4 protein-coding genes are annotated in these 1956 nt (G+C 39.0%); 1 reads left to right on the forward strand and 3 read right to left on the reverse strand.

Annotation, left to right across the window (positions count from 1 at the left end; translation table 11 throughout):
- On the forward strand, positions 1–737 hold a 737-nt coding region (locus ACYVRH_RS12155; protein ID WP_461257170.1), incomplete at its 5' end, for a hypothetical protein.
- Positions 738–914: 177 nt separating this feature from the next.
- Here the strand turns inward: ACYVRH_RS12155 and ACYVRH_RS12160 are convergent.
- From ACYVRH_RS12160 to ACYVRH_RS12170, 3 genes are all read right to left on the reverse strand, one after another.
- On the reverse strand, positions 915–1214 hold the full coding sequence (locus ACYVRH_RS12160) for a hypothetical protein (RefSeq protein WP_461257171.1): 300 nt from the start codon (positions 1212–1214) through the stop codon (positions 915–917).
- A gap of 107 nt (positions 1215–1321) precedes the next feature.
- Positions 1322–1690: a helix-turn-helix domain-containing protein gene (locus ACYVRH_RS12165; protein ID WP_461257172.1), complete on the reverse strand. Its 369-nt coding sequence runs from the start codon at positions 1688–1690 to the stop codon at positions 1322–1324.
- A 44-nt stretch (positions 1691–1734) separates the two neighbouring features.
- Positions 1735–1956 (reverse strand): hypothetical protein (locus tag ACYVRH_RS12170; RefSeq protein WP_461257173.1); only part of this gene is annotated, 222 nt, incomplete at its 5' end.

Here is a 1956-nt window from a genome sequence, read left to right on the forward strand (position 1 = left end):
GTATTATAGAAGTAATGAAAAGTTATTTAATGAAAAAATCGATCATTTTGCCTCTATTTTCTGCGGTTTTCACGCTTTTTTCCTGTACCGCCAAGATTGACGGCAATATTACGGCAACAGGTTCGGCTGTTATGACCGTCAGCATGTCTTTGGGGCAAAGGGTGACCGCGTTAATTCGATCCATTGCCGCCGCAGGAGGGCAGGAACTTTCACAGATACTGGACGGTCAGTCTATAGCGCGGTCAATGTCAAAAGCGCAGGGAATTGATTCCGTAACATTAAAAAATACTTCTCCGTCCGCAGTAGACGGACAGGCGCGAGTTTCACAGATAAATACTTTCCTTGCCTCGGCGGACAAGAAGGGTATCATCACTTTTGAACAGGGGCGTTCCGGCGGCAGATGCGTATTTTCCATTAACATGGAAAACGGCTCCGCGATGCTTGATTATCTTTCTTCGGATATTAGCGATTACCTGAACGCTCTAATGGCTCCCATTGCCACAGGCGAAAAAATGAGCAAGACTGAGTATCTGGAAGTAGTCGCTTCCTTTTACAATAAATCAATAAGTGATGAAATAGCCGCTTCAAGAATTCGCGTCTCCGTTGATTTTCCCGGCGCTGTAACAAGCGCAAAGGGGGGAACTTTTTCCGGCAAAAGAGCGGTTTTTGACATTCCATTATTAGATTTGCTGGTCTTGGAGATTCCGCTATCTTATGAAGTAAACTGGAAGAATTAATTCTAAAGATTTCTCACAAAGATCACAAAGAAACAAAGAACACGAAGGGGGAAAGGGGGTTTTTGTTCGTTATCTTATCGTGAAGCTCACGCATAGCCTTCGGACATAAACCCTTGATTCCTCTTTGTGATCTTGGTACCTTTGTGATCTTCGTGTGAGGTTTTTCGGTATCTTTCGTTATCTTTTAGCCTTTTTTTCCCACTCGGACTCTATACGGGCTCGCTCTTCTTTGGTTAAGTTGGCTGTTTTAGTAGGGGCGCTTCTATGTGTGGCGGCCGGATTTTTTAGATTAGGCGGCGGGAGTTTGTCGCAGATTTCCTGCAATTTAAACGCCACCGAATTATATTTTCCAGCCATGGAAAAATCTTCCGCGTTCTGCATCGCAAGGTTTTTATACTCTTTAATCATCCTTGTGAGCTCGTCCCTGTCTTTACAATTTTTGTATTTGTTTACCTCAAAATCTACATCTATTATCATTTTTTCACCCTTATATTGTAAATATATAAATCTAAAATTTATAATATACCATATAAAACACAAATGTCAATATATTTGAAATGGGGATATTTAAAATTATGGCTTATTTATCTTTTCAAGCTGGTTTTTTCTGAGCATTTTATTGAGGATACGGTAGAGGTCATTGCGGTCATCGGGGGGAGCGAAAGAATATCACGGAGTTTTTTAACGCTTCTTGAATCTATAGTTGACAAGTCAGTTTCAGGATTTTTTTCCTTATCATGTTCCATAAACAGTTTATAGACTGGAATTCCAAGGGTGTTGGCCAAAGCCTGCAAACGGTCGGCGGGGGGCAACATCCCCTCTCTTTCATAATGGCTAATCATCGTTCTGCTTATGCCGCTTGCCATGGCTAAATCGTACTGGGAATTTCCCTGTTTTTTACGGTAATAAGCCACATTTTCCGCAAACACCCGCGCGATGTTTTTTTCATTCATTAAATACATAATAAATTGATGATTATAAATGACCGAAATTTGGTCTAATATTTTTTTTGATTTATTTGCTTTATGTAAGGAATATTGAAAAATACAGGCTGTTTATCCGTAAAATAGGCATTTTTAAAAATCTTTATCATTTTTATTCTATTTTTGTTGACAAAATGCTCAGAAAAAACCAGCTTGAAAAGATAAATAAGCCATAATTTTAAATATCCCCATTTCAAATATATTGACATTTGTGTTTTATATGGTATATTATAAAT

It is taken from the genome of Treponema sp. R80B11-R83G3 (assembly GCF_054786115.1).